22 protein-coding genes are annotated in these 25,819 nt (G+C 51.9%); 14 read left to right on the top strand and 8 right to left on the bottom strand.

Features of this window, described 5'->3' with window-relative positions; translation table 11 throughout:
• Positions 1-12 precede the first annotated feature (12 nt).
• Positions 13-795 carry an ABC transporter permease gene (locus ACFSX3_RS30805; RefSeq protein WP_209994274.1) on the top strand — a complete coding sequence of 261 codons (783 nt, stop codon included), beginning with the start codon at positions 13-15 and terminating at the stop codon, positions 793-795.
• Positions 795-1,811, top strand: coding sequence for an ABC transporter ATP-binding protein (locus ACFSX3_RS30800; RefSeq protein WP_379313695.1), 1,017 nt, complete (start codon positions 795-797; stop codon positions 1,809-1,811). The genes ACFSX3_RS30805 and ACFSX3_RS30800 overlap by 1 nt, the downstream gene beginning before the upstream one ends.
• Positions 1,812-1,848: 37 nt before the next feature.
• Here ACFSX3_RS30800 and ACFSX3_RS30795 read toward each other — a convergent pair whose 3' ends face one another.
• Positions 1,849-2,916: an ABC transporter substrate-binding protein gene (locus tag ACFSX3_RS30795; protein WP_209994275.1), complete on the bottom strand. Its 1,068-nt coding sequence runs from the start codon at positions 2,914-2,916 to the stop codon at positions 1,849-1,851.
• 248 nt (positions 2,917-3,164) lie between these two features.
• Between ACFSX3_RS30795 and ACFSX3_RS30790 the strand changes: the two genes are divergently transcribed.
• The 3 genes from ACFSX3_RS30790 to ACFSX3_RS30780 all read left to right on the top strand — a co-directional run bounded on the left by ACFSX3_RS30790 (position 3,165) and on the right by ACFSX3_RS30780 (position 6,469).
• Positions 3,165-4,271 (top strand): FecCD family ABC transporter permease, encoded by a 1,107-nt coding sequence (locus ACFSX3_RS30790; protein ID WP_209994276.1) that lies wholly within the window; start codon positions 3,165-3,167, stop codon positions 4,269-4,271.
• Positions 4,271-5,038: an ABC transporter ATP-binding protein gene (locus tag ACFSX3_RS30785; RefSeq protein ID WP_209994277.1), complete on the top strand. Its 768-nt coding sequence runs from the start codon at positions 4,271-4,273 to the stop codon at positions 5,036-5,038. Before ACFSX3_RS30790 ends, ACFSX3_RS30785 begins: the two co-directional genes overlap by 1 nt.
• A 288-nt stretch (positions 5,039-5,326) precedes the next feature.
• On the top strand, positions 5,327-6,469 hold the full coding sequence (locus ACFSX3_RS30780; RefSeq protein ID WP_209994278.1) for an asparaginase: 1,143 nt from the start codon (positions 5,327-5,329) through the stop codon (positions 6,467-6,469).
• Positions 6,470-6,611: 142 nt separating this feature from the next.
• Here ACFSX3_RS30780 and ACFSX3_RS30775 read toward each other — a convergent pair whose 3' ends face one another.
• From ACFSX3_RS30775 to ACFSX3_RS30765, 3 genes are read right to left on the bottom strand one after another with little or no spacing between them, the layout of a single operon-like run.
• Entirely contained in the window at positions 6,612-7,337 is a 726-nt protein-coding gene (locus ACFSX3_RS30775; protein WP_209994279.1) for an ABC transporter permease, read from the bottom strand.
• Positions 7,338-7,349: 12 nt separating this feature from the next.
• Positions 7,350-8,102 carry an ABC transporter permease gene (locus ACFSX3_RS30770; RefSeq protein WP_209994280.1) on the bottom strand — a complete coding sequence of 251 codons (753 nt, stop codon included), beginning with the start codon at positions 8,100-8,102 and terminating at the stop codon, positions 7,350-7,352.
• Positions 8,099-9,016: an ABC transporter ATP-binding protein gene (locus tag ACFSX3_RS30765; RefSeq protein WP_209994281.1), complete on the bottom strand. Its 918-nt coding sequence runs from the start codon at positions 9,014-9,016 to the stop codon at positions 8,099-8,101. Before ACFSX3_RS30765 ends, ACFSX3_RS30770 begins: the two co-directional genes overlap by 4 nt.
• 172 nt (positions 9,017-9,188) lie before the next feature.
• Here ACFSX3_RS30765 and ACFSX3_RS30760 point away from each other — a divergent pair, with 172 nt between their 5' ends.
• From ACFSX3_RS30760 to ACFSX3_RS30745, 4 genes are all read left to right on the top strand, one after another.
• Positions 9,189-9,893, top strand: coding sequence for a response regulator transcription factor (locus tag ACFSX3_RS30760; protein ID WP_379258869.1), 705 nt, complete (start codon positions 9,189-9,191; stop codon positions 9,891-9,893).
• Positions 9,893-11,275, top strand: a complete 1,383-nt coding sequence (locus ACFSX3_RS30755) for a sensor histidine kinase (RefSeq protein WP_209994283.1) — start codon at positions 9,893-9,895, stop codon at positions 11,273-11,275. Before ACFSX3_RS30760 ends, ACFSX3_RS30755 begins: the two co-directional genes overlap by 1 nt.
• A 139-nt stretch (positions 11,276-11,414) precedes the next feature.
• The gene (locus tag ACFSX3_RS30750; protein ID WP_209994284.1) at positions 11,415-11,978 is read left to right on the top strand and encodes a hypothetical protein; all 564 of its coding nucleotides are present in this window, start codon (positions 11,415-11,417) and stop codon (positions 11,976-11,978) included.
• Positions 11,979-12,033: 55 nt separating this feature from the next.
• On the top strand, positions 12,034-13,341 hold the full coding sequence (locus ACFSX3_RS30745; protein WP_209994285.1) for a TerD family protein: 1,308 nt from the start codon (positions 12,034-12,036) through the stop codon (positions 13,339-13,341).
• Positions 13,342-13,761: 420 nt separating this feature from the next.
• Here the strand turns inward: ACFSX3_RS30745 and ACFSX3_RS30740 are convergent, their stop codons facing one another.
• From ACFSX3_RS30740 to ACFSX3_RS30730, 3 genes are all read right to left on the bottom strand, one after another.
• On the bottom strand, positions 13,762-18,534 hold the full coding sequence (locus tag ACFSX3_RS30740) for an Ig-like domain-containing protein (protein WP_209994286.1): 4,773 nt from the start codon (positions 18,532-18,534) through the stop codon (positions 13,762-13,764).
• 253 nt (positions 18,535-18,787) lie between these two features.
• Positions 18,788-19,114, bottom strand: coding sequence for a carboxymuconolactone decarboxylase family protein (locus tag ACFSX3_RS30735; protein WP_209994287.1), 327 nt, complete (start codon positions 19,112-19,114; stop codon positions 18,788-18,790).
• Positions 19,115-19,144: 30 nt separating this feature from the next.
• Positions 19,145-19,531 carry a tautomerase family protein gene (locus tag ACFSX3_RS30730; protein WP_209994288.1) on the bottom strand — a complete coding sequence of 129 codons (387 nt, stop codon included), beginning with the start codon at positions 19,529-19,531 and terminating at the stop codon, positions 19,145-19,147.
• 109 nt (positions 19,532-19,640) lie between these two features.
• On the opposite strand from ACFSX3_RS30730, the gene ACFSX3_RS30725 reads away from it, so the two are divergent.
• The 5 genes from ACFSX3_RS30725 to ACFSX3_RS30705 all read left to right on the top strand — a co-directional run bounded on the left by ACFSX3_RS30725 (position 19,641) and on the right by ACFSX3_RS30705 (position 25,328).
• Entirely contained in the window at positions 19,641-20,522 is an 882-nt protein-coding gene (locus ACFSX3_RS30725; protein ID WP_209994289.1) for a LysR family transcriptional regulator, read from the top strand.
• Positions 20,523-20,677: 155 nt separating this feature from the next.
• Positions 20,678-22,717 carry an FAD-dependent oxidoreductase gene (locus ACFSX3_RS30720; RefSeq protein ID WP_209994290.1) on the top strand — a complete coding sequence of 680 codons (2,040 nt, stop codon included), beginning with the start codon at positions 20,678-20,680 and terminating at the stop codon, positions 22,715-22,717.
• Between the two features lie 129 nt (positions 22,718-22,846).
• Positions 22,847-23,626 (top strand): MurR/RpiR family transcriptional regulator, encoded by a 780-nt coding sequence (locus ACFSX3_RS30715; RefSeq protein WP_209994291.1) that lies wholly within the window; start codon positions 22,847-22,849, stop codon positions 23,624-23,626.
• Positions 23,627-23,695: 69 nt separating this feature from the next.
• Entirely contained in the window at positions 23,696-24,493 is a 798-nt protein-coding gene (locus ACFSX3_RS30710) for a GNAT family N-acetyltransferase (RefSeq protein ID WP_209994292.1), read from the top strand.
• A gap of 187 nt (positions 24,494-24,680) precedes the next feature.
• A complete protein-coding gene (locus ACFSX3_RS30705) occupies positions 24,681-25,328 on the top strand; it encodes a transcriptional regulator (RefSeq protein WP_209874685.1) in 648 nt (215 codons plus the stop codon).
• 181 nt (positions 25,329-25,509) lie between these two features.
• On the opposite strand, the gene ACFSX3_RS30700 is transcribed toward ACFSX3_RS30705, so the two are convergent.
• Positions 25,510-25,819: IS3 family transposase (locus tag ACFSX3_RS30700; RefSeq protein ID WP_379313690.1), on the bottom strand; the 310-nt coding region annotated here is incomplete at its 5' end.

Here is a 25,819-nt window from a genome sequence, read left to right as displayed (position 1 = left end):
AACGTTCCTGTTATGAAAAAATATGTAGATGTATACAAGCAGTGCATGTACTCTGCTATCCAGACCGCTTCGGCCTACCGGATGAACTTCATCGTCAGCAGTCTGATTACACTCATCGGCAACATTCTGTTTCCGCTGGTGACGCTGTTAATCTACCGGGCGGGCACCAGCTTTCCCGGCTGGAGCTTATACGAGGTGCTGTTGATCCAGTCTATATTCACCATGTCCAGCGGTCTCTCCAGTCTGGTCTTCGGAGGATTGTTGTGGACAACGATGTCGCATGTGCGGGAGGGGAGCTTCGAGGTCATTCTGCTCAAGCCGCTGAATCCGCTGTTCTACATTGTAGCCACTACCTTCTCTGTAGAGAGTGTCGGATTATTCCTTGGCGGGGCTGCATTATTCATCTTCTCCGCTATGCATATCGGCGCTATCTCCGCCCTCGCCTGGCTGCAATTCACCGGAATGTTCCTGGCCGGGACGGCTGTATTGGCCGGATTATCGCTGATGATGGCGGCGATGTCCTTCAAATGGGTCGGCAATTCGCGGATATCCGAGCTGGCGGACAGTGTGCTGCATGTCGGCAAATATCCGCTGCCGATCTTCCCGAAGGCGGTGCAGGCGGCAGCTACGCTGATCATTCCCGTGGGGATGGTTGGCTACCTCCCGGCCTCCGCACTGCTTGGCCGGGTACAGGCCGCTGATTTTATCGCTATTCTGCCTTGCTTTGTCTTTCTCTGGGCAGGCATTTGGGTATACCGGCACATGATCAGATTATATGAGGGGGTTGGCGGCTGATGCCGGTGATCGATGTCAAGCATTTAACGAAGTCCTATACCACCTATAAGCGGGGCGCAGGCATGAAACAGACCTTCACGAGCTTTTTCCGGCGTGAAGCAGTCTCTGTCCAGGCCGTGAACGATATCAGCTTCGCCATTGAGCAGGGCGAAATCTGCGGAATGCTGGGTCCGAACGGGGCAGGCAAATCCACTGCGATCAAAATGCTCTGCGGCGCACTCTACCCGACCAGCGGGGAGATCGAAGTACTCGGTTATTCCCCGGCCCGGGACCGGAAGCATTATGTCCGCACCATCGGGGCCGTCTTCGGCCAGAAATCCCAGCTCATCTGGGATATCCCGCCCATTGACAGCTTCAAGATGAACAAAGCGATCTATGGTATCTCGGCCACGGATTTCAGCAACCGTCTGGACGAGCTGGCATCGCTGCTGGATATCGCCGGAGTGATGGAGAAGCCCACCCGGGTGCTGTCGCTTGGCGAACGCATGAAATGCGAATTCGTCATGGCGATGCTGCACCGGCCGGACATCCTGTTCCTGGATGAGCCGACCATCGGGCTGGATGTGATCGCCAAGCTCAAAATCCGTGAATTCATCCACCAGATGAACAAGCAGCAGAACATGACCTGTATTCTCACCACCCATGATCTGGAGGATGTGGAGGAGTTAGCCCACCGGGTGATTGTCATTAACCATGGCGAGAAGGTGTTTGATGACTCGCTGCAGCGGCTGAAGCTGTTCCTCGGAGAGAAGAAGCACGTGAGCTTTACGTTTAACGAGTCTGTACGGGACACCCTTTTCGACAACGACTGGACCAAGGTTATGGAACGCCCCTCCGACTTACAGATTACGCTTGAGGTAGACACCGCCCGGATCTCAATCAGCGATTTCCTGGAGAATATCTCCCGGAGGCATGCCTTCTCGGATATTTCCGTCAAGGAGCTGCCGATCCAGCAGGTGGTTATGAATATCTATGAGAATGCCAAAAGCAGCCTGAACCGTCACCCGTTGGAGTGACAGCTCAGGCTGCTTTTTTTGTCAAAATAAAATCGGCTTACTTCGCAGCAGCCAGCTCAGACGCAAGCTTCTCCGCCCCGTCAAAGATGGAATAGCTGTAGCCCCAGAACTGGTTGAAGTCAATCTTATAGATCGCTTTGTTCTGGATCGCCTTCAGACTCTGTAGTGACGGATCGGCATAGAACGCTTTTATCGACTGGTCAGCATCAATACCGCCTGTGTACACCGAGATCAGCATGACATCCGGGTTGGTCGCGATCAATTGCTCCTTGCTGATCTCACCGGTCACATCCGCGTAGCTGTTGGTCAGTCCAAGCAGCCCCAGCACATCTCCCGCAAAAGTATCCACGTTCCCGCTATAGACAGCAATTGCGCCATTGCCTCCGTCAGATACATAAGCGAAGGTCTTGGCGCCTGTGGCCGCCGCTCCCTCCTTCAGCTTCGCAGCACGCTCCTTCAGCTCTGCAATGTATGCAGCAGCCTTCTCCTGCACATCGAAGATCTGGCCGAGCTGTTCAATATCCTTGTACAGGCTGTCAAGCGTTGCCCCTTGCAGACTCGTGCTCTGCACGAAGGTCTTGATGCCCAGCTCATTGAGTCCGCCTACCGTCCCTACTCCCCAATCCGCATCTGCGAACAGGCCGCCGCGCCCCATCACCAGATCCGGGCCCCTGCCCACAACCAGTTCTTTGCTGGCATAGTCCTGTGAGATCACAGGAATCTTCTTGAATTCTTCCTGAACTGCCGGATCGCCTGCACCATAGAGAGCCGCAACCCCAACCATTTTGTCGGTAAGCCCCAGCTTAATCAGCAGCTCAGCCGCACCTTGCGTATTCGCTACTACCTTCTCAGGCGCCTTATCGAAGGTCTGCGAATTCGCCTTCCATTCGGTGCCTTCCCCGTTGTTCGTGTGGTTCTGGATGGTAAGCGGATATACCGTCTTGGCCGCCTGTGCAGGCTCCGCCGGTGCGGGACTGGCTGATGCAGGTGCAGCCGTTGCTGCCGCGTCCTTCTCATTGCCTGCAGCAGAAGAACAAGCCGCCAGCATAACTGCCATCACCAGAACCGCCAGCAGCGGTACATATCTTTTGAATATTTTCTTCATTCTCTTAGGTCCCCTTTTCTGTATGTACGTTATTTATCCTCCGGGAAGGGCATTAAGCCTATAGCCTTGCAGGGGATACCTCCGTAGAATATAGAAAGTTGGACAGCATGTCAATGAGAATTATTATCATTGACAATCATTCTCAATGTGCCTTATATTTAAGGACAAGTTACGATATCCTGCTCACAGTCCCGTCTGATGAGTCAGTCCATACTAATCTTCTAATGTAAAGGAGCCTTCCCATTGTCATGCATACCGATATAGCCGTACCCTCACAGCCTAAGCAATCTCTCATTCATTCCCGTTACGGCTTCATGGCTGTTATAGGCATCCTTTTCATTATCACCCTGCTGTCTGCCGGAGCTGCGGTCTCCTTCGGCCAGGTGGACATTCCTGTCTCCCAATCCTACCGGATTCTGCTGCATCACATCACAGGCATCCAGATTGGAGATATACAGGAGCTGACGAACGGTTCTTTCGTGGATATTATCTGGAAAATCCGCTTCCCGCGTGTCCTGATGGCGATGTTCATCGGCGCCGGACTTACGCTGTGCGGGACGATCATGCAGGCGGCGGTACAGAATCCCCTGGCTGATCCATACATACTCGGTATTTCCTCCGGCGCTTCGCTGGGCGCAACCTTCGCCATCCTGATCGGCTTCGGCTCGATGGGGCTGCTTGGGCAGTCGGGAGTCGCCTTTTGGGCTTTTGCAGGGGCGGTTGGCGCTTCTCTGCTGGTCCTTACACTTGCCAGTGCGGGCGGCAAAATGACCTCCGTCAAGCTGGTGCTGGCCGGGATGGTCATTAACGCTTTATGTACCGCTTTTGCCAACTTCATTGTCTACTTCGCGAACAATGCCGAAGGCATCAAGACGGTTACCTTCTGGACGATGGGCAGCCTGGCCGCCGCAAGCTGGGACAAGCTGCCGCTGATCTCGGTCACCGTCCTGCTCGCCGTTATCCTGTTCCTCTCGCAGTTCCGTGTGCTGAATGCCATGCTGCTTGGCGATGAGGCGGCGGTTACGCTGGGCATTCATTTGGGTGCCTACCGCAGAGTCTACATGATTCTCACAGCGCTGATTACCGGAGTTATGGTAGCAAGCTGCGGCATGATCGGCTTCGTGGGACTGATTATCCCCCATCTGGTGCGGGGACTCGTGGGCTCGGACCACCGCAGGCTGCTGCCGGCGTCCATTCTGTTCGGGGCGATCTTCCTGATCTGGACGGACGTCATTGCCCGGACCATCGTACCGAATGTGGAGCTGCCGATCGGGATCATTACCGCCCTGATTGGAGCGCCGATGTTCATGTACATGCTGATTAGAAAAGGCTATGCCTTCGGAGGGAAAAGCTGATGAATCTGAATGTTGAACGGCTAAGTGTCTCTTTCGGTGAGGCGAAGATTGTGCAGGAGGTCTCGCTGAGGGTGCAAAACAAGCAATTCGTCGGCCTGATCGGCCCGAACGGCTGCGGCAAATCGACGCTGCTCAAAAGCATCTACAAGGTCATCAAGCCCCGTCAGGGAGAGGTCTTCCTCTCTGAGCTTAATGTGATCAAGGCCAGCCCGAAGCTTGTCGCCCGGAAGCTGGGCGTAGTCGGCCAGTTCAACGAGCTGAGCTTCGACTTCACCGTTCGTGAGATGGTGGCGATGGGCCGGACGCCTCACAAAGGCATGCTGGAAACCGACAGCCAGCAGGACGCTGACATTGTCTCGGCCGCACTCCGCAAGGTAAATCTGGAGGGGCATTCAAGCCGCAGCTATAACTCCTTATCCGGCGGCGAGAAGCAGCGGGTCATACTAGCGCGTGTACTGGCTCAGCAGCCGGAATTCATGATCCTGGATGAACCGACCAATCATCTGGATATTAAATACCAACTGCAGATTCTGAATATTGTCAAAAAGCTGGATATCGGCATTCTCGCCGCCCTCCATGATCTCACCCTGGCCGCCGAATACTGCGACTATCTGTATGTCATGAAGGAAGGCCGGGTCGCGGCCAGCGGAGTGCCTGAGGATATCCTGACCAAGGAATTAATCGGCGAGGTCTTCGATGTGGAATGCGAAACCTACCGCAATCCGGTCACCGGGGCGCTGGGAATTGCATATCTGGAGACGCGGTAGCTTTTCACGGGTTACTCTCCTTTCAGCCGGCGGCTCTGTGCCCACCGGCTTTTTTTCTTTTCTCCGGTCAAATATTTCCTCTCCAGGCCACGCTGCCGCCGCCCCCTTCGTCTCTCCCCCGATATATATGTTATAAAAAATAACACAACAAAAAATATTTTTTTATATTTATACATGATTAATGCATATTTATTGATTAATTTTACATAAAAGTTAAAATATCATTTTGACAATTGTGATTTATGTCATATATGATTACATAGAAATCAAAATAAGAGGAGGTCACTTATGAATCTTGTTCACAAAAGAAGTCTAAGTCTTTTTACCGCTCTGCTGGTTCTCTTCACCATGTTATCCTTCCCTTCGATCACGAAGGCCGCCGAAGTCACCACACCCGGGAGAATCATTCCGAATGTCGTAGTAGTCGGTGTCGGAGGAACCATCACCTCCACTTCTCCTTCCAGAGAGCTGTTTCAGACGTATGGCACGCCAAAGGTACCTATTAATGATATTATTCAAAGACTACAACCCGAGCTATCCAAAATAGCCAATGTCACCAGTACAGAGCTAAGCAATATCAGCTCGGCGCAAACCACCTCCAAGGACTTATACAATCTTACGATTGCTGTTGATAAGGAACTGAGCAATCCTGCTGTCGATGCCGTAGTGGTTACCACCGGCACTAACATCATGGAAGAGCTGGCCTACTGGACCGACCTCACCGTCCGCAGTCCGAAGCCCGTTGTCTTCACCGGCTCCATGAGACAATCCAATACGATCTCATTCGACGGGGAAGCTAATCTCCTGAATGCGATCCGGCTGGCTGCAAGCCAGAAAACCACTTACTATGGCACGGTTTTGATGATGAATGATGAGTTCTTTGCAGCCAGGGAAGTCACCAAGACGGATGCACTGCGTCTGGATACCTTCGACGGGGGCCGCTACGGCGCTCTGGGGACGGTAGATGAGAACCGGATTCGTGCCGTTCGTGCTCCAGCACGTGTCAAGGATGCCGGTACGGAGAAGTGGAAGACTCCTTTCGATCTCAGCACCATCCAGCCGGAAGATTTGGCCAAAGTCGATGTTGTGTATAGTTATACAGAAGCCTCCGCTACGCCCATTACGGCATTGGCTAATGAAGGGGTTAGAGGGATTGTAACGGCGGGCCATGGTGCCGGCGGGATCTCTACCGCTCAGCAAGCAGCCCGCACAGCAGCTATCGAGAAGGGCGTTCTATTCGTAAGCGCTACGCGCGCAGGCTCAGGGGCAGTATACGACACCGGAGCCAAAGGTATCATCGGCGCAGGCGATTTGCTTCCGCAGAAGGCAAGAATCCTGCTGCAGTTGGGCCTTACCTTCTCCAAGGACCAGGAGCAGATCCGCCAGTGGTTCTCTACTATTGGAATGCCGGATTACGATATGAGCAAATAGGAAGACTCTCGTTTCTTGAGCGGGTTCCCCGCATCATCCCCTAATAGGATGCGAAAGACAAGCGGAGGCCCCCGGCCTCCGCTTACTGCTGCTTAATGCTACTTAAAGCTGCTTAAAGCTGCTTATGTCCGCCCGCCACGCATCAGCCTACATCCTTATATCTCAATCTGCGGACCGACCAGACTGACAGAACTACGAGGTAAACTCCATTCATAAGGAAGAATAGCAGATTCTCCATAGCCGTCAGTCCGCGCTGGGTAAGCACGCCCATGCCAATGGTCAGCAGCGAATATGGGAACAGCAGCCCCAGCTTCAGCACATACAGGCCCAGGCCCACAAAAACGGCACACAAGCTGATGCCGATCGGTGTGGCAAAGCTGCGGATACGGATGGACAAGCCGAGCTGGAGGGCAGCAATACTCAGCGAAGCCACCCAGCCGCGCAGGGTCCACAGGATGATGTCCTTTGGAAAATCCCCCGTCATAGACAGCATCTGTCCTGCCGCCCAATACATTAGAAGGAATAGCGCCTGCGCTCCGGCAATCAGCATGCCCACAATAACAAGCTTGGCTATAAAGAGACTGGTTACGGATACTGGAGCAGCCAGGATCATGTTCCAGTTCCGGTTCACATGCTCCAGCCTGCAGACAAAGGCGCAGCAGATGGCAATCAGAATCGGCAGGAAGAACTCTCCATAAAATAAACTTACCTGAGTCCATAGACTATACCACTCTCCCTGCAAGGCCTCCCGGTTCATCACAAAATTAGCACAGCCGATCATCAGGCTGACCACAGGCAGACTGACCAGCACCAGCCCCATCCGCGAACGGCGCAGCTTGGGCCATTCGGCCGCAACACTTCTAAGCATAAGTTCTCCTCCTTAGACCGATTGTTTGGAGACATGGGTATTCCCGGCAACATACAGAACCAGTGTCAGTATCAGAGCTGCACTTAACTGAATCAGAGGCATGCTTCCGGTAACATAAGTTCCTGAAGAAGCCTTATACACATAAGTCACCGGACTGAGATCCAAATAATAAGACCAGACGACTAACTGCCGGACAGCGGCAGGGAACAAGCTGGCGGTCGTCCCCAGGAACCCGCCCAGCATGCCAAGACACAGGGCAAATGCCTGATTCTTCACCGCCAGCGATATCCATTGCTGCATCGCAATAATCAGCAGACTGGCAATCAGAGTACCCGCAGTGAACTGCAGCAGCAGACCTGCCGGGAGCGGTTCTGCGAGTCTATGGAACATGCCGAAGCCGGCAATAAAAACAACTTGGGCCAGAATGCCGTAGAGGAGCAGACTTCCGGCACAGACGAATTTGGCGGCATAGACCGTCTGGCGTCCGACAGAAGTGGTCATCAGCATTTTCCAGGTATCCCCTTTATGCTCCATGTCGCAAATTCTTGACACCACAATCGCCGACAGAATCGGCAGGAACAGCCCGTTCATGGACGAGAGGCTGAAAATCAGCGCTTCCCAGGTGGCATTGTCCGCACTCCGCGAGATCGAGATGCTCATGGACATCGACGCCCACCCCAGCTCGGCAGCCAGAAAAAGCGTCAGCATCGCCCATACTTTTCTCCGCCGGATTTTGTAATATTCCAGGAACAAAGCTTTCATCACAGGCTCCGCTCCTTTCCGGTAAGATCCAGGAAGATATCCTCCAGACTCTTCCTCGAATCCACGATCCGGCTCACAGCAATCTGGCCGGACACCAGAATCTCATTGACCCGGGCCACCTCAGAGTCCGGCATGGCGCTGAACACCAGCTGCTGCTCCTGCATTGTGGGCCTATACCCGTGCTCCGACAGTATCCGGACTGCCTGGGCGGGATCATTGATCCGAAAGTGAACCGCCGCCCGGTTCTGCGCCTGAAGCGCAGCCACCCCCCCCTGGAACAGCAGCTTGCCGTCACTGATGATGCCAACCGATGTAGCAGTCTGCTCAATCTCCGACAACAGGTGGCTGGATACCACAATCGTCATGTCATACTGGGCAGGCAAGGATTTAATCAGCTCCCGGATCTCTCCGATCCCCGCAGGATCAAGCCCATTCGTAGGCTCGTCCAGTATGAGCAGACTCGGGAAAGCCAGCAAGGCCATAGCCAGACCCAGGCGCTGCTTCATTCCGAGTGAATACTGCCCGGCAGGCTTGTGCCGGTGATTGTCCAGCCGGACAATCTGCAGCACCTTATCGATATTTTTGGCAGGCAGGCTGCGCAGCCGCTGCATGACTCTCAGATTCTCAAGGCCCGTCAGATGTCCGTAATAGGAAGGCGACTCAATCAGCGAACCCGTCCGGTTCAGAATCTCCAGCCGGTGGTTCCGCAGCTCTTGGCCGAACAGCTTAACTGTTCCTTGGGTGGGTTGCACCAGTCCCAGCAGCATCTTGAGCGTAGTCGTCTTCCCTGCTCCATTCGGACCCAGGAAGCCAAAAATCTCTCCCTGCTGCACCTTCAGATTTACCTGATCCACCCGGGGCGTTCCCCCATAGGTCTTGGTCAATTGCTGTGTCTCGATAATTGGTTGAGTGTTCATAGGTTCCAGTTCAGCTCCATTTCTCTCATGTCGGCTCTTGCTTCCAAGCATAGAGGCCTTCCCTTGCTCCAGGCTGAAGATAACCTTACGCCTACCTTAAATACACCGGCCCCTCCCATTCTTCACCGCCTGATCGTGTATACTAATTCATGGGTGATGACGATTGAATACGATGAAGAACCGCAAAATAATGATCGTTGAGGACGAACCGAAGATACGCGAGATGATCGAGCTTTTTTTACGAAAAGAAGGCTATTACCGCATCTATGCGGCTGGAGATTATAGCAGTGCTCTCGCCATGTGCCGCCAGGAAAAGCCGGATATCGCCATTCTCGATGTGATGCTGCCGGACGGGGACGGGTTCTCGCTTCTCTCCGCCATACGAACCTTCTCTGATATGCCGGTACTCTTCCTGTCGGCGCGCGGTGAAGATGAGGACAGGCTGCTGGGTCTGGGCCTTGGGGCCGATGATTATATCGTTAAGCCATTTCTGCCGAGGGAGTTATTGCTGCGCCTGAGCGCTGTGCTGAAGCGGGTATATGCCTCGCCGATTCCAGAACGGCTGCCTGTCTTCAGAGCAGGTGAACAGGTGGTGGATCTGGACAGCGCTGTGGTACGAAGAGAAGGCCATGAGCTGCCTCTGACGGCTAAAGAGCACGCCATTCTGGTCAAGCTCTATGAGAACCGCGGCCGGATTGTGACCAGTGATGCTCTGTGCCTGGCGGTATGGGGAGATGACAGCTACGGGTATGAGAATACCTTAATGGTGCATATGCGGCGTATCCGCGAGAAGATCGAAGCCGATCCCTCGAAGCCGGTGCATCTGCTGACCGTCCGGGGGCTGGGTTATAAGCTTGTTGTGCAGGAGGCGCTCTAATGGACAGCGCGGTCCGTATTTTACGCAAATTCGTAGGTTCTACCCTGCTGGTCTCTACGCTGCTGCTCCTGTTCAATCTGATTCTGCTCGGTTCGCTGATCTTCAAGGAGACCCATCAGGAGGCTTCACCGAAAAAGGTTGTGCGGGAGATATCCTCAGCTCTGCAAGGGTCTGACGGCAAGTATTCCCTTAATCCCAAGGGGGATGCCCTGCTTCAGCAGAACCGGGCCTGGGCAATGCTGCTGAACGCGGAAGGCAAGGTGACATGGAGTGAGCAGCTGCCTCCGGAGATTCCGCACGCTTACAACATCGTAGAGGTGGCGAAGTTCTCACGCTACTACTTGCTGGAATATCCTGTGTATATCTGGGAGCATCCAGAAGGACTTATTGTCGTAGGCTATCCTAAATATTCATATGAAAAATATCAGCTCGGATACATGACGGACTGGCTGCGCTCCCTTCCCTTAAGAGTGCTGCTGCTCCTGATCTGCAATGTGGCCCTGGCCGTGGCCCTCTCCTTGTTCATCGGCACCCGGCTGATCCGGAGTATCCGGCCCCTGATCAACAGCATTCATGCCCTGGCCAAAGACAAGCCGGTTAAACTGGAGACTGCCGGACTCTTCAGTGATTTGTCCGAGAGCATTAATTCGGCTTCCGCTACCCTGCAAACCAGGAGCTCGCAGCTGAAATCACGGGATGAAGCCCGCTCCAACTGGATCGCCGGGATCTCCCATGACATCCGCACCCCGCTCTCGATGATCCTGGGCTACGCGAGCAATCTGGAGGAGCAGGACAACCTGACCGGAGAGCAACGCCAGCAGGCTGCCATCATCCGCCGCCAAGGCGAGCAGCTAAGGTCGCTGGTCAGCGACTTGAACCTCGTCTCTATGCTGGAGTATGACATGCAGCCCTTGCAGCTTAAGCCTATCCGCTTATCCGCTCTGGGCCGGACCGTAGTATCCGACTTCATTAATAACGGCCTGGAGGAGCGTTATTCACTGGACCTGTGCATTATGGACGAGCGCCTGCAGGTGATGGGCGATGAGAAGCTGCTCTACCGTGCAATAAGCAATCTGGTCCAGAACAGCATCCGGCATAACCCGGATGGGTGCCGGATTGAGATTAGCATCCTCCGCAGCGGGGAAGACTCCTGTTTCGCCTTGTCCGTATCGGACAATGGTCAGGGTGTTCCGGCGGAGCACTTGCCGGAGCTGCTCCTCCTGCCTTACTCCGGGAAGCGGACCCGCCCCGTCCGGCAGGGCCACGGGCTTGGCCTTCCGATGGTCGCCCGCATTGCCGAAGCCCATAAGGGCAAGCTTGTTCTGGAGAGCAACACCGGTCACGGACTGCGGGCCACCCTGCAGTTTCCCCCTTTGGCGTGAAGACGGATTGACAGCGAATGGAAGAACCTCTTGCGGCGCAAGAGGTTCTTCCATTTAGACTGAAATCCTCTCTCCAAGATTCCCCATTTTCTGCTATGCTAATAGAAATCCAAAGTAGAAGCAGGAGGCATGCAATAGAATGGATGCATTTCAATACGAGCTTACTTCTGAGACAGCGATCAACTTGAGATATGAGTATGGGGGTGAATATTTTACATTCAACCTGTTCCGGGATGACAGCGGGTGGGTGCTACATCCGTTTGACGGGATGCTGCTGAGGAATCAGGCAATGTGTACACTGGTTGCGCAGGAGCTGTTCAAGCACAAGCCTTTTCAGGTGATGCTGGCCAAGGAAGGGATTCTGTTCACCGACATACGCTCCACCGTCAATCTGGATAATGTCAACGCGCCGGTTGCCGCACGCAATGAACGCGAGCCACGTGGTAATCTTGCAGACGACCTGATGGAATTCGTTCAGCAGCACTCGATTGAAGAGGTCATTGACTACGAATGCAAACTGGTGGGGAGCCGTATCTCCTTTTACCAAGAAATTCTACAGCGCATGTTCATGGACAACCTAGGCCCCTCGGACCCCGAGTTCCAGAAGATACAGGATATTGTACGGATCTACGAGCAATCCCTGGAGCGCCTGACAGATCTGAATGGTCCCAATCTGGATGCCGGAAGCCGGGACAGATTCTGAGTCTGCCACCCGCACTTATACAAGCTTGAACTACTCATAGGAAAGGCTGGTTCTCATGACACTTGAGCTTATCAAGGGGCAAAAATGCAGCTTAACCCAAGACAATCCTCTCCTCGGCCGCATCATCGTAGGCATGGGCTGGAATGAAGCAAGGGCTGGGGTCGAGATTGATTTCTCCGTTTTTTTACTTCCCGCGTCGCAGAAGGTTGCAACAGAGAAGGATCTTATTTTCTATGGCAATCCTGCGGCCCCGGACCAGTCTGTAGTGATATTGCCTCCCGCGCAACGAATCCATAGCGGACCCGCTGACGATACACAAATTGCTGTAGAGCTTAGTCTAATTCCTGCGGAGGTTGAGCGGATTGCCTTTGCCCTGACGATCTATGAGGCGGAATCAAGACAGCAGAGCTTCTCGCAGCTCTCCGATCCCTATCTGCGCATTATGAACGCTGCGGATGGCACGGAGCTCCTCCGGTACCGCCTGGGGGGCGGTTATTCCGTGGAGACTGCCATTGTGGCAGGGGAGATCTACAGATATCAGAACGAATGGAAATTCAGCGCGGTCGGCTCCGGTTATGCCGGAGGTTTAGCCGCTCTTTGCCAGAGCTACGGAATACAGGTCAAGGATATATTGCCCGTTGTTCAAGCTTCCAGGGCAGCCGAACCTGCCCGAAACTCCCCCTTTGTTCTCCCGGAGCTGCGGTCACGGCCTAAGACGGTCGATTCATTGCCTCCCGCAGCACCAGCCGCTCCTTCCGCTTCGCCCTTGAACCCGGACACCATCGTACTCAAGCGGCACGGGGAGACCCTCCGTCTCCAGCAGGGAGCAGGAGCTGCAGGAGAGATTCTTATCAATCTTAACTGGCTTCAGACTCCATCCTCCGGGTGGTTCGGAAGCAGAGGCATTGACCTGGACCTCGGCTGTCTGTTCGAGCTGAAGAACGGCCTTAAGGGTACGGTCCAGGCGCTCGGCGAATCATTCGGCAGCTTGAACCGGCCGCCTTACATCCTCCTAGACGGGGATGATCGCACCGGCTCCATCGCCACAGGTGAGAATCTGCGGATTAACGGCCACCACCTCTCCGAGATCAGCCGGATCGTCATCTTTGCTTTTATCTATGAAGGCGTTACGAACTGGTCACAAGCCGGCGCCGTTATAACCATCAGCCAGCAGGGCGGGCCGAATATCAAGGTGCAGCTGGACGAGCATAACAACGATAAGGGGATGTGCGCCATCGCCATGCTTCGCAGCCAGCCGGACGGAAGCTTCAGCGTGGAACGGCTGGTAGAGTATTTCAGCGGACACGAGGAGCTGGACCAGCGTTACCACTGGAATCTGCGGTGGGAGGCGGGGAGTAAGTAGGCAGCAAGTAGCGGCCAGCATGATCAGGAACAACGTCCCCTGGCGGCGGGTGATACCGCCGATAGCGCTGAGCCACCTTTGCCGGCCCAATGTGGTCGGTTTTTCGACCACATTTGACTCACTCGCCTCACGCTGGCCAATGTGGTCGGTTTTTCGACCACATTGGGCTCACTCGCTCCACACCGGCCCAATGTGGTCGGTTTTTCGACCACATTGGGCCCACTCGCTCCACGCCGGCCCAATGTGGTCGGTTTTTCGATTACATTGGGCCTACTCGCTCCACGCCGGCCAAATGTGGTCGGTTTTTCGATTACATTGGATCCACGTACTCTCGTAGCCGCTTTTAGCATTCAGCCCACAGCACAAAACAGCCCTTCCCCGTCAAAGACGGATGGAAGGGCTGTTTGTGCTCTATTTATTTTATTCTGCAGTATGATCTACAGATGCTGCCTGGATGCTGCCGAATGCCCAGTAGCTCGCCGGGACATCCGTCCATTTCTGGGCTGCGCTGGTCAACGGAGCGATACCAAGAGCACGGTTAACGATGGTTACAGCTTCCGCACGCGTTAACGTCTGGTCTGGACGGAATGTGCCGTCTTCGTAGCCGGTGATGATGCCAGCCTGGGACATCCGCTCAACAGCTGCCTGAGCCCAGTGTCCGGAAATATCACTGAAGCCGGCCGCTTGGTCTTGAGCGCTTGTAAGCAAGCGTGACAGAATGGTCGCCATTTCAGCTCTTGTAATCGTCTGGTTAGGCTTGAAGCTACCGCCCGTATAACCTTTCATGATGCCGCTTCGCGTCACTTGACCGATTGCGTCTGCCGCCCAGTGGCTGGCAGGAACATCGGAATACGCTACACCAGCAGTAACTGCGGACTGGCTGAAGGTGCGGACAATGATGCTGGCCGCTTCTGCCCGTGTGATGCTGTTCCCTGGCTTGAAGGTGCCGTCAGCATAACCCGTCATATACGCCTTCACCTGTACTGCAGGATCTTGCGCAAGAACAACGGTAAAGGTACTGAATTTGCTGATACTAAATTGAATCCCTGACTTCCCGGTCTGGCCGAAAGGTACGATCTCACCCTTGACCAATTCTTTGGTGCCGTCGCTGTGCTGGATAAAGACCGCCAGTGCCTTCAGCTGCTCCGCCGTTAACGAAGAGTTGTTAAGCGGCAATACCAGCGTAACCGGACGGCTCTGCAGATTGGTCTCAATCGTTACCGGACGGCTTACCAGCGTAACTGTTGCACCGCGGGATACACTCTGCACCTGTGCTTTGGCAAGGGCTTCAGCCTCTGCGCTCTGCTGCGATGTCTTCAGTGGAACGAGATTGAAATAAATATCTGTACCGAATCCAGCCATCGAGCTGCCCGGCACCTTCACCTCAGCATTCACTGTGAATAGATCCAGCATGATCTGATTGTCAGCAAATTGCTTGCTGGAAGCTGCCGGAATCGTCAATCTGGTTCCAGCCACCTCATCCTTCTGATCCGGCACGATGATTCTGGCAATACTGGACCCGGCAGCCTTCAGCTCATTAACCGCCCGGATAGCCTGCTCCAATGTGAACGTAAGGGTATCACTCTTCACTCCGTTCGCATCCTTGGTGCGGTTAATAACAACGGAGGATACCATGGAGCCTTGAGCAGCCCCGTTCTCAACGTTTGCATTAATGCTCTCCGTCTGCGGGGTTGGTGTTGGTACCGGAGCCGGGGCTCCCCCTCCTGATCCTGAACCGCCACCCGGTGCCGGTGTAGGAGGATCAGTTGGCATGACCGGAACAGGAACTGTAGAGAAGCTCCAGACCTTACTATCCGCAAGTCCTGCATAACCGTTACCTGATTCATCTGTAAAAGCACCCGGTTGAATCAGCACATAATAGCTGCCGCCCTGCTTGAGGAGACCGCTTGTATTAATACTCACGGTTGCGTCCTTAATAGCGACAAGTGCCTTATCTCCAGCTTGAATTGTCGTTACAACCTCGTTATCCGCTGCATTTACAATTTCAATATTGCCTTCTCCAGCAAGCACATTCTCGTTGAAGGTCAATGTGAGCGCAGTAGATACAGGTACGTGCGTTGCATTGCCTGCCGGACTGTAAGATGTCGCTACAGGCGCTGCTGTATCTGGCGCACTGGTGGTCACAAACCGCCAGGCGTTAATGCCTGCAATACCGGCATTGCCGTTGCCAGCGTTATCTGTGAATGCTCCCTCTGTAACCTGTACAAAGTAACTCGTCCCATGCTCCAGGTCAGCCGCCGGATTGATGGTTACGACATTGTTCAGGATCGTTACCCTGTCTGAAAGGGCTGGAATCGTCAAGACAGGATGCGTATCATCGGTGCTGCGGAAAATCTCAATGGTACCCGCCGCCGCCCGTACATTTTCGCTGAAGGTAAGGACCAGATTCGCATTCACTGCCACTTCGGTGGCCCATGGCTCCGGCGAATACGTAATCACCGTTGGCGAGATCCGATCCGGTGCATCTGTGGTTGTGAACTGCCAGACTGTGCTCTCAGCATTACCGACGTAGCTGTTGCCTGCGAGATCAGTAAATGCCCCTGCTCCAATCTGTACATAGTAGCTCGCGCCATACTTCAGATCATCCGTAGGATTAATCGTTACTACATTGCTATGGATAGTTACATTCCCGGAAGCCGCAGGAATCGTCGCTGCCGGTGCATGATTCACACTATTGTAAATGATGATATTGCCCTCTCCAGCTTTAACATTCTCGCTGAAGGTAAGCTCCAGATTCGCTCCAATAGCTACTCCTGTTGCTCCATTCTCAGGTGAGTACGTGTTCAACACAGGTGCAGTTGTATCTGGCGCAGCCGGGGTGGTGAACTGCCAGGTGCTGCTATCCGAGATTCCCGCAAAGAAATTGCCGGATGCATCTGCAAATGCATCTTCAGTAATTAACACATAGTAACTTGAACCATACTCCAGATTGTGGGCCGGATTAATCGTTACTACATGATTCAGGATGCTTACATCCTGGACAGCAATCGTAGCTTCCAATTTGTCAGTTGTGCTGTTGTAAATCTCAATACTGCCTTCCCCTGCTAACACATTCTCGCTAAAAGCAAGCTCCAGGTTCGCTCCGATAGCTACTTCTGTTGCCCCATTCTCAGGTGAGAATGTGCTTACGATTGGCGCTGTTGTATCCGGTTCACTGGTGGTACTAAAGCGCCAGGTTGTATTGTTCGTGATACCGGCATAGCTGTTACCCGCCATATCCGTAAATGTACCATTATCAATCTGTACATAATAGCTTGCACTGTAATCCAGGTTAGCCTGCGGATTAATCGTTACCACATTGCCGTCAATGGTTACATCATCAGAATCGACAGGGATCGTCACAGGCGGAACTTCGATGGTTGTGCTGTTGTATATCTTAATTTCACCTTCACTCTTCATTACCTCCTCATTGAAGGTAAGGGTCAGGTTGGTGCCAATCTCTACAGCCGCTGCTCCATCTTTAGGAGAAAAATCACTCACAACCGGCGGTGCAGTATCAGGCGCTTCGGCTGTTGTGAACTGCCAGGTCTCCTTGTCCGAGATACCTGTATAAGAGTTAGAATTTTCTGCCAGATCTTTGAAAGCTCCGTCATCGATGTTTACAAAGTACGTAGTACTGTACTTAAAATCTTCATACGGAACAATGGTTACCACGTTATCCTTAACTGTAACATTCTCTGAATTAACCGGAATTACCATTAGGTTACCTTCGTCCGCACTGTCATAAATCAGAATGTTGCCGCTATCTGTTGTTACACCTTCACTGAACGTGAGCGTAAGTTTGGCATTAGTTGCGACTCCCGCCTCTCCCTGGTCAGGAGAATACTCGCTTACGGTTGGAGCTGTCTCATCTGCTGGTCCAGCAATTGTCGTGAAGCTCCACTCACCCGCTGCGATCGCGGAATTTCCATATTCACTCTCATTGATGAAGGCATTCTCGTCAATTGTAACGACATATTTAGTGCTTTCAACAAAATCCAGACTCGGACTAATGGTTACGGTATTAGTATCTGGATCTACCTTTACACTACTATCATCCACCGGAATGAGCTCAACCGGAGTTGCTAGATCCGCGGCCTTAAAAATTGTAATGGCTCCACTGGCTGCAATCACCGGCTGATTGAAGGTCAGAACCAGATTATCAGTTATTCCAACATCCGTCTCATCATTCCCTGGAGTCAGACCAAGAACTCGTGGAATGTTGGGAACGGCATAAGACATAATGATCTCACCGGATTCACCCGCAGCAATAAAGCGGTTCTGACCCGGATTGAATACGATACCATTAAGTTTAGCGGTCGCTCCTGTAGTCTCAAGTTTCCAAGTCTTACCCAAATCACTAGTGGAAAACACTTTCCCGCCATCTCCTGCGGCCATAAATACGCTGTTGCCGAAAGCCACACCGTTCAGGATCACATTCGATCCAATGATCTTCTCTGCGGCCTTTGAACTATCCGGAGAGGTAACAACGATTCCGGACGCACCGACAGCCACAAACATCCCGCCGCCAAAGGTGATTCCGTTCAAGTTCAGGTTGGAGTTATCGGTTGTTTTACGTGTTACCTTCTCCCATACCGTTCCATTTACGGAGGTTAATACTATACCGTTATCACCTACTGCAACAAACTTGTTGTTGCCAAAGGCAACAGCGTTCAGATTCACATTAACGTCTGGGACGTATGATGCAGTCCACATGATACCGCCGTCGGTAGACGTTACTATCTTTCCAGCATCGCCGACTGCCACCAGTCTGCTATTGCCATAGGTAACGGCATTCAAGTTACCAGTGGAGGACGTAAAAAGCGCGGGCAACCAGCTCACGCTATCTGTAGACGTTAAAACAGCTCCATTGTTCCCAACCGCAGCAAATCTGCCGCCTGTCCCTGTATAAACAATGCCGTTCAAATCCCCGGTTACCCCAGAAGTACGAACAGCCCATGATGCAGGGCCGCTTGCCGTAACAATACTACCTCCTTCCCCCACTGCAACTAATATTTCGGAGCCTATAGCAACTCCGTTTACTTTTTCGCCGCCTGGCAGCGGACCGACATTCTCCCAGCTTGCCTCACCGTTGTCCGTTGAACCCGCATATACCGGAAAGGCTCCGGTCCATACCAAGCTGATCACGAGTAACAACGAGAAATATTTTTTCAATCCCTTACCTATAAACAATGTATCGCTCCCCCTTATTCAATCATCACTTTTCATCCGCTGCATAGCAGTAGAAATTTCATATCTGCGCCCATTTTAGCAGACAGCTCTAAACAAACTCTTAACAATTCTCGACAAAAACCGATTCATCAGGACCTAATCAGGGTATAGCTCTTAAAAAAATGAAATAATCGCGATTTTCTAACCTCTTTTCAATAAAAATTGTCTAAAACAAAAAAGCGCACGGAGCTTTCGCTCACATGCGCAATTGTGTTCATATTTCCTCGAAAATTTCCTTGGCAACCAGTATCGCCGATGCAGCACGCGGCCAGCCTGCATAGAAGGCGAGGTGAGTCATTGCCTCGATCATTTCTTCTTCGGATAGACCGTTCTCCAGGGCCAGACGGATATGAAAGGGTAGCTGCTCAGTAAGCCCTCCGGCAACCAGGGCCGATATCGTCAGGAGACTGCGTTCCCGAAGCGATAATTCTGCCCTTCTCCACACCTCCCCAAAGAGCACTTCCTCCGAATAACGCGCGAACGAAGGAGCAATGTCTCCAAAAGCTTCAAGGGCATTCGATGCAATTTTCCGATGCTTCATTCCAAGTACCTCTCTTCCTTCAATGAACAGTCATTCAATCATCTGAGCGATGCCATTCCCAAACGTCCAATCCTCGAATTCTGTATCGACCAGCACGACGAAAACGTCCTCTTTCCTGATGCCCAGTGTGCTCGACAACGTTTCGGCCAGCTTGCTGTAAAAGCTCCTTTTCTGCTCCTGGCTTCTCCCGGATTTGAGCGTAATCTGAATATAGAGCAGCCCATCCGTTCGCTCTATGTTTAAATAATTCGGACTGTAATAAAATTCGCTTGCTTTATGGGCATGGAAGACTTGAAAGAAATCATCTTGCGGCACGTTAAAATGCTCCCTTAGAGCATTCATAATTTCGCGGCTAATGATAGGCAGCTGTTGGTCATCGTATTTGTTCTCCAAGTAACTGACTCTGACAAAAGGCATGTCACTTCACTCCTTCACTGGTGTAACTTCATTGTACTCCCCGCTTCTCATTCTGTATAATTGAATTAAATGATACACAAATTCAAATTATCCGATGGAGATATCTGCTATGGACCTAAAAGAACTAACTACATTTCAAACCATCCTGCAAGAAGGAAACTTCTCTAAAGCAGCCGCCAAACTGAACTACGCGCAGTCCACAATCACCAATCAGGTTCAACGTCTGGAGAAGGAACTGGGCATCAAGCTGTTCAAACGGGGCTGGGACTCTGAGCTTACAGCTTCGGGGCGAATATTTGCTGCTGAGATCGATAGTCTGATCCGACATTGGACCTATGTTGCGGATCAGGCCAAAGCTCTGCAAAAAGAAGAGATCGGTACGCTTAGGATCGGCGGGCTGGAATCGTTAACGAAAGAGGTACTGCCAAGGTCGCTTCTGCGGTTCATGGAGCATAAACCTAATGTATCCTGCCATTTTGTAATCGGAAATACCGCTTCGCTCTCGCATGCACTGCTTCAGAATCAATTGGATTTTGCCATCTGCGGAGAGCCTGCTGATCCAGCTTCGTATCACTTCGAACCCTTGTATCAGGAGCGGATATCTTTTATCGCAGGGAACAACCACCCTTTGGCTGCAAAAGATGAGATCGCTTTCGAGGAATTGCTTGATTATCCAATCATGGCCGGGGGAGCTACCTGTCTATATCATTCCCAATTATCGAAGCATTTCTCCCGGTACACCGATACTCCTTTTCTGCATACCGTAAGTCAAATCTCAGCCATTGCGGGCTTCGTCCGGCAAATTCCTTGTATAGGAGCCGTCCTCGAATCTACACCATTACCACCAAATGTGGTGAGACTCCAGGTCACGCTGAAGGACGCCGCCATTCCGGTAGGTCTGCTGCAATCACGCAACGTTGAGTATCAATCCTCATCCAAGAAGCTTTTAATGCAATATGTAACAGAGGAGCTGGAGTCCCATTTCCAATAAAAAGAGTCCGGGAGATTCGAGCAAGGACGGATGTGTTCTCCGACAATTCTAAATCAGACTGAAATCGGTCTGAGTCAGACCTCCATGTGAAATGTGTTACATGGTACCTTCAGATAGAGGACTTTTTCCTCGTAGATCATTAGGGAGGTAACTGCATGATGCAAAAAAAACACTGGGGGTACAAAGGGATTCTGCTGGTTGTGATCACGATTCTGTTGATCTCGATGGTAGGCTGTAACAGCGCGTCAAACAAGGCAGACGAAGGAGCGGTGGAGAACGATCAGAAGCCAGCGGCGGCAAGCCCAAGCCAGCCCACGGGGGCAGGCACTTCCGATAAAAGCGCTGCACTCTCCTTCAAGCCGGGGAAATACACAGCCAAGGGGAACGGGAAGAACGGCCCGATCGAGGTTGAGACAGAATTCACTGATACCGCTATTAAAGACGTAAAGGTGTTAAGCCAGAGTGAAACAGAAGGCATCGCTCAAGGGCCGCTCAAGATTGTTCCCGAAAAAATCGTCAGCGAACAAACCCTGGCAATTGATGCCGTCTCCGGCGCGTCTATGACCACCAAGGGGATTCTGGAGGCTGTAGAGGATTGCGCCAAGCAGGCAGGCGGGGATCTGACGGTCTTGAAGCAGGCCAAAGCCACTGCTGAGAACAAGGAAGTGGAAGAGATCACGGTTGATGTGGCCGTAGTGGGCGCCGGTGCAGCAGGTACAGCTGCGGCACTTGCCGCAGAAGACAGCGGAGCGAGTGTTGTGCTGCTAGAGAAAACAGCTACTCCTATGGGCGCAGGCACCATGGCCGGAGGGATGTTTGCCGCCGATTCTCAGCAGCAGAAGGACAAGAAGGCTACAGTCAGCAAGCAATGGCTCTATGACCAGTACATGGCAGCCTCCGATGGCTACATGAACTCGTTGCTGGTCCGCAACATCATAGATGAAGCAGGGACAACAGTTGACTGGCTGAATGCGAACGGCGCCAAAATGACCCTGGTGGATGCCGGCACCGGCTTTGCCTTTGAGCATATCGGAATGCCTGCCACGCTGCACGGATACCAGGAAGGCGGCACGGTGGCGATCACCAAGCTGATCAAGTCTTTTGAAGCCAAATCGGGACAGGTTCGCTTCAGTACTCCGGTGACTGAGCTGCTTACAGACTCTAACGGTGCGGTAACCGGTGTAATGGCCAAAAAAGAGGATGGCTCTCATCTGAAGGTGAATGCCAAGGCTGTCGTCATTGCAACAGGCGGCTTCGGAGGCAATAACGAGATGATGGAGAAATATTTCGGCAAGAAATTCACTCCGGGACAGATTGCTACAAATACAGGTGACGGCATTCAGATGGCCTGGAAGGCTGGTGCAGATCCATACGGAATGACCTCTACTCAGTATTTTGCGCAAATCTTTACGCCTGAAGAGATCGTTAAGATGGCCCCGATCAACAAGGATTGGTACAGCCTGACCAAGTTCAGCGAGTACCCGAACCTGAGAGTGAACACGCTGGGCCAGCGCTTCTCCGATGAGACCAAGGTTACCCTCTTCGCTGTACACGGCGCTGAGATTCACATGCAGCCCAAAGAGACGGAATTCCTGATTCTGGACTCCGCCATGCTGAACACCATCAAGAAGAAGGGCCTGGCAGCCATCGAACCCCACTTCTCCAAATGGAAGGGCAAGCGCCAGTTCTACATGGAATTCAATGAACCGAATGATACAGATACGATTCTTGCGGCTGAGAATACACCTACGGACTATACTCCGCTGCTGGATTCAATGAAAGGCACCGGTGTTGTCCACAGAGCAGGTACACTGGAAGCGCTGGCTCAGGAGATCGGCGTGGACAAGGATACCTTCCTCGCTTCCGCCAAGCAGTACAATACGGCTATTGCCCAGGGCAATGACCCTATGTTCTTCTCCGATACGAAGCGGCTGGTTCCGCTCAAGCAAGGTCCTTATTATGCCATTAAGTATGTCGGACGCAACCTCGGAACGCTGGGCGGCGTACGCATCAATGAGAAGATCGAAGCCACCGACTCGGACGGCCGGGCCATCCCTGGACTTTACGTCGCCGGAGCTGATGCGGGCGGGATGTACGGACAGGCTTATGTTGATTTTGAAGGCGGTACGCTGGGCTTTGCCTATACTTCCGGTCGGCTGGCCGGTATCCATGCTGCGGGGTACTCGCATAAGTAATTAGACAACGAATCGCACAATTGTCAAAAAATCGCCCTACCTTTACCCGGTATGGGCGATTTTGTGCTGAATGTTCTCCACCCGAATCCGATTATAATGAAGTAAAACTATAAAGGAAGTCTGTACATCATGCTAGATATTCTCGCGCTGCTGGAGTGCTATAACACCTATGACCAGGATGATATTTATTTTGATGTCGCCAAAGCTATGCTGGAGAACTATAACCAGCTTCAGACTTCAAGCATACAGCAATTCGCTGAGTCCAACCATATCTCTGTCTCTACGGTCAGCCGCTTCATGCGGCAGATGTATTATGACAACTTCTCAAACTTCCGGATGATCTATGATCAGTCTCCTCTGCAATATCAATATGACGGCAAATACTATCCTGCACTCAAGGATGAGGACATTGACCCGGTAGCCTATGGCGAGATGCTGGCCGAGAAGATTAAGGAAACCACCAGCCGACTGGATGAACAGGCGATCACTTCACTGCTGTCCATGATCGAATCCAGTGACGAGATCGTCTTCATCGGCATTCCCTTGCATTCCGAGATATGGCGGTTGCAGGTGGAACTGGTGCTCCTGGGCAAGAAGACCAATGCGTTCATCGATCCCAATTATCAAGTCAAAGCCATTGACGCTGTGAACGAAAAGTCGGCCGTCATCAGCTTGATTTATATGCCGCAGTATAATCTTCATCAGGTGCAGCAGTTGAAGAGAGCCAAGGAAAAAGGCGCTCGGACTGCCTGCATAGCTCACGTAAGGCTACAAGGTATAGAGAACATCGTTGACCTGTCGCTGCAATACGAAGGCACCGGCACACAAGTAGACAGCCTGCTGATGCAGGTACTGCTTAATTACATTGGACTCCGCTTACGGAACAAGCTGCTCTTAGGGAAGAGATAAGCGCTATAGAGTTTCTCAGCAATATTCTTGGATGACGCCTACCTCAAATTCCATTTGGAGATGAGATTTATGAATCACGATTATTACGTGGATTGCATCACTGATGGAATGGAAAAATATCTGCATACCCTGGCGTTGGCAGAACATATGCAATATCATCAGGGGGATGTGGAATGGATTTCTCCTTTGCCTGGTTTCGACGGCCCCTCACTAGTCTTTAAAGTATCGCTTGAGGAGGATACAGCAATCGAGCATATTGACAAGCTGCTGCCTGACTTAAAATCAGGAGTACTTCCAAAAATTTGGTTTATCCCGCCAAGCTCCAAGCCTGCAAACCTAACCACTATTCTAGCCTCTAAAGGATTCAGGGATTTATCCGATCCCGAAAATCCTGAATGGGGTATGGCGCTAGATTTAGCAAAAATTCATAACTTGCCACTGTCTAATCCGCGAATAAATATACACAGGGTTACATCTTCGTCTGAATTTGCATTATGGATTGATGTGGTGAATGAGGCGCTGCACGGCTGGCCTATGTTGGATCAAACATATCACGAATTTTGGCTTTCGCGCAGCGAGTTGTCTTTTTATCTTGCTTACCTGGATGGCGTTCCCATTGCTACCTCCGCTGCCATTCAGACCGGCAATCAGGCATCCATTGAGTTCGTATCAACCCTGCAGCAGTATCGAAATCAAGGTGCTGCAAGCGCTCTGTGCCTAAAAACCCTCCATGATTTACATAATAAAGGTGTACATACAGCAACCTTGAGAGCAAGCCACGAAGCCAATGCGCTTTATACAAAGCTTGGATTCAAGCCCTATTTTCAAACCGTAGTTATGTCCTTTGAGGACCCTGGTGAACATTAAACAGCAGGTGTGGAATCTATTGATTCCTGGATTTGTAGCGCTATAATAAGAAACATAGGTTGTGAAGCACACGCCGCTTTTAATGCTCTGCCCCTTCCGAGTTAGATTCTTGGAGAGGGTTGAGTATTGAGGCGGCTTTTTTGCGGGAAAAATAAACACTAAGTTGAGCGTTCGAGGAGGAGTACGGATGCCGCGATTTGAGCAGCAGTACGAGGAATGGTTAGTTAGCAATCTTAAGAATGAGAGCAACCACAGGCGCAAGGAGTTACTTGGCAAAGGATTAGGCCACGGAACAGTTGAATTTCTCCGCAAGGTATGGTTTCCGGCAATCGGCAATTTCGATCATTTGTTTCCAGAATGGGAAGTGCGTGATTTCAATAACGGGTACCGCTATCTGGACTTGGCTTATATGCCTGGAGGTGCAAAAGGCGGGATTGAGATTCAAGGCTATGGACCTCACGCCAGAGATCTGGATGTCAGACGCTTCAAGGATCTATGCCGACGGCATTGCTTACTGGCACTTGATAGTTGGACTTTTCTTCCTATTGCTTATCCTTCGATTATCGAAGAACCCAAGCAATGTCAACAGTTGGTGTTGTCTTTTATCGGAAAATTCATTGCGACGGATGTTTCTTCCACATTAACTTGGCTGGAAGCGGAGACCCTTCGTTACGCAAGACGTCTGCTCAGGGCATTCACACCTTTGGAGCTTGCTAAGCATCTCAGAGTAACGGATAGGCACTCCAGACGAATTCTGCATCATTTGGTCGAACAACAGTTACTGGATGTGGCCGGAGGACAGCAGCGTTATCGGACATATCAGCTTAGAGTTTAACGTATGTTTAGGAGCATGAATTATAAAGCTGATATGGTAAAAACACTGAATTCCGTGGCTGTGAGCGTGAGAAGTAGAGGTATCAATCAGCTGTAACGGACCGAGGCGCACCTATTTCTACAAAAAGCACAATTTTACCAAGCTTACGGACTCAGTGGACCTCTGTCAAGAAAGTAGATACTCACGCAACGGATGCCGTTGTAAACTGCTTAGCGAATCGGGCGGGGGAAAGATACCCCAGCGTGCCATGCATTCGCTTGCGGTTGTAGTAAAACTCAATGTATTGGTAGATGTCCTGGTACGCCTGCCCTGGAGTTTTAAAACGCGGGTTACAGTAAATGAGCTCCTTCTTCAAGATACTGTGCCAGGATTCAATACAAGCGTTATCGTAACAGTTTCCTTTGCGGCTCATACTTGATTCCATCTGGTACGTCTTCAACTGCTCAGTATATTCCTTGGAGGTATACTGCGATCCCCGATCCGAGTGGTGA

The sequence above is a fragment of the Paenibacillus rhizoplanae genome (assembly GCF_042684125.1).
GTDB lineage: Bacteria > Bacillota > Bacilli > Paenibacillales > Paenibacillaceae > Paenibacillus_AQ > Paenibacillus_AQ rhizoplanae.
Note: the sequence above shows the minus strand (reverse complement) of the source record. Positions and strands in the feature narration are given on the sequence as shown.

Coding starts and splice junctions, on each gene's coding strand:
- ACFSX3_RS30795 (WP_209994275.1), bottom strand. CDS start 2,916: ATGAAGAAAATATTCAAAAGATATGTACCGCTGCTGGCGGTTCTGGTG.
- ACFSX3_RS30755 (WP_209994283.1), top strand. CDS start 9,893: ATGGACAGCGCGGTCCGTATTTTACGCAAATTCGTAGGTTCTACCCTG.
- ACFSX3_RS30800 (WP_379313695.1), top strand. CDS start 795: ATGCCGGTGATCGATGTCAAGCATTTAACGAAGTCCTATACCACCTAT.
- ACFSX3_RS30785 (WP_209994277.1), top strand. CDS start 4,271: ATGAATCTGAATGTTGAACGGCTAAGTGTCTCTTTCGGTGAGGCGAAG.
- ACFSX3_RS30710 (WP_209994292.1), top strand. CDS start 23,696: ATGAATCACGATTATTACGTGGATTGCATCACTGATGGAATGGAAAAA.
- ACFSX3_RS30790 (WP_209994276.1), top strand. CDS start 3,165: ATGCATACCGATATAGCCGTACCCTCACAGCCTAAGCAATCTCTCATT.
- ACFSX3_RS30750 (WP_209994284.1), top strand. CDS start 11,415: ATGGATGCATTTCAATACGAGCTTACTTCTGAGACAGCGATCAACTTG.
- ACFSX3_RS30805 (WP_209994274.1), top strand. CDS start 13: ATGAAAAAATATGTAGATGTATACAAGCAGTGCATGTACTCTGCTATC.
- ACFSX3_RS30715 (WP_209994291.1), top strand. CDS start 22,847: ATGCTAGATATTCTCGCGCTGCTGGAGTGCTATAACACCTATGACCAG.
- ACFSX3_RS30720 (WP_209994290.1), top strand. CDS start 20,678: ATGATGCAAAAAAAACACTGGGGGTACAAAGGGATTCTGCTGGTTGTG.
- ACFSX3_RS30765 (WP_209994281.1), bottom strand. CDS start 9,016: ATGAACACTCAACCAATTATCGAGACACAGCAATTGACCAAGACCTAT.
- ACFSX3_RS30780 (WP_209994278.1), top strand. CDS start 5,327: ATGAATCTTGTTCACAAAAGAAGTCTAAGTCTTTTTACCGCTCTGCTG.
- ACFSX3_RS30730 (WP_209994288.1), bottom strand. CDS start 19,531: ATGCCTTTTGTCAGAGTCAGTTACTTGGAGAACAAATACGATGACCAA.
- ACFSX3_RS30745 (WP_209994285.1), top strand. CDS start 12,034: ATGACACTTGAGCTTATCAAGGGGCAAAAATGCAGCTTAACCCAAGAC.
- ACFSX3_RS30725 (WP_209994289.1), top strand. CDS start 19,641: ATGGACCTAAAAGAACTAACTACATTTCAAACCATCCTGCAAGAAGGA.
- ACFSX3_RS30760 (WP_379258869.1), top strand. CDS start 9,189: ATGAAGAACCGCAAAATAATGATCGTTGAGGACGAACCGAAGATACGC.
- ACFSX3_RS30735 (WP_209994287.1), bottom strand. CDS start 19,114: ATGAAGCATCGGAAAATTGCATCGAATGCCCTTGAAGCTTTTGGAGAC.
- ACFSX3_RS30705 (WP_209874685.1), top strand. CDS start 24,681: ATGCCGCGATTTGAGCAGCAGTACGAGGAATGGTTAGTTAGCAATCTT.
- ACFSX3_RS30775 (WP_209994279.1), bottom strand. CDS start 7,337: ATGCTTAGAAGTGTTGCGGCCGAATGGCCCAAGCTGCGCCGTTCGCGG.